This is a genomic window from Methylorubrum podarium (assembly GCF_022179745.1).
GTDB classification, from domain to species: Bacteria; Pseudomonadota; Alphaproteobacteria; order Rhizobiales; family Beijerinckiaceae; genus Methylobacterium; species Methylobacterium podarium.
Genome location: NZ_BPRD01000728.1, coordinates 1 through 1,022, shown reverse-complemented (window position 1 = coordinate 1,022; position 1,022 = coordinate 1). Strand labels below are relative to the sequence as shown.

Annotated in this window: 1 protein-coding gene; it reads left to right on the top strand. The window is 73.1% G+C overall.

Annotation, left to right across the window (positions count from 1 at the left end; all coding sequences use genetic code 11):
* Nucleotides 1-162: 162 nt before the first annotated feature.
* The coding region (tsaD, locus tag MFF42_RS26265) for a tRNA (adenosine(37)-N6)-threonylcarbamoyltransferase complex transferase subunit TsaD (RefSeq protein ID WP_238258886.1) at nucleotides 163-1,022 on the top strand (860 nt) is incomplete at its 3' end.

Here is a 1,022-nt window from a genome sequence, read left to right as displayed (position 1 = left end):
GCGCCGTCCACAGGCTGCGCCGAACCCGCGTCTCACCTGTATCCGTCGGCGGTTTCGTCGTAGACGTGTCGCCGCGAGCCGTTCGACCGAGCTTTCGCGAGATAGGGAGTAGGCGGGCCGGCCCCCGGCACGCAACGGTGCGTGGACCTCAGCGTGACACCCATGAAGATCCTCGGCATCGAGACCACCTGCGACGAGACCGCCGCCGCCGTCGTGACCCTCGGTGAGGACGAGCGCGGACGGATCCTCGCCAACGAGGTGCTGAGCCAGATCGCCGAGCACGCGGCCTATGGCGGGGTCGTGCCCGAGATCGCCGCCCGCGCCCATGTCGAGGTACTCGACCGGTTGATCGCCCGCGCGCTGCAGCGGGCGGGCACCCCCTTGCCCGAGATCGATGGGATCGCGGTCGCCGCGGGGCCCGGCCTGATCGGCGGCGTGCTGATCGGCCTCGTGACGGCCAAGACCCTCGCCCTCGTCGCGCGCAAGCCGCTTCTCGCCGTCAACCACCTCGAGGCGCACGCGCTGACGCCGCGGCTCACCGACGGGCTCGCCTTCCCCTACCTGCTGCTGCTCGCCTCCGGCGGGCACACGCAGCTCGTCGCGGTGAAGGGTGTCGGCGACTACGTCCGGCTCGGCACCACCATCGACGACGCGATCGGCGAGGCCTTCGACAAGGTCGCCAAGCTCCTGGGGCTCGGCTATCCCGGCGGTCCTGAGGTGGAGCGGCAGGCGCAAGGGGGCGACCCGGAGCGCTTCGCGCTGCCCCGGCCGATGCTGGGGCGGCGGCAGGCGGATTTTTCGCTGTCGGGCCTCAAGACCGCCCTGCGCATCGAGGCCGAGCGGCTCGAACCGCTCGCCTCGCAGGACGTGGCGGATCTCTGCGCGAGCTTCCAGGCGGCGGTGGTGGACGTGGTGGTGGACCGCGTGCGCGTGGCCCTGCGCGCCTTCGCCGGCGTGGCCGGGCATCCGACGGCGCTCGTCGCCGCCGGCGGCGTGGCGGCCAACGGGGCGATCCGCCGGGC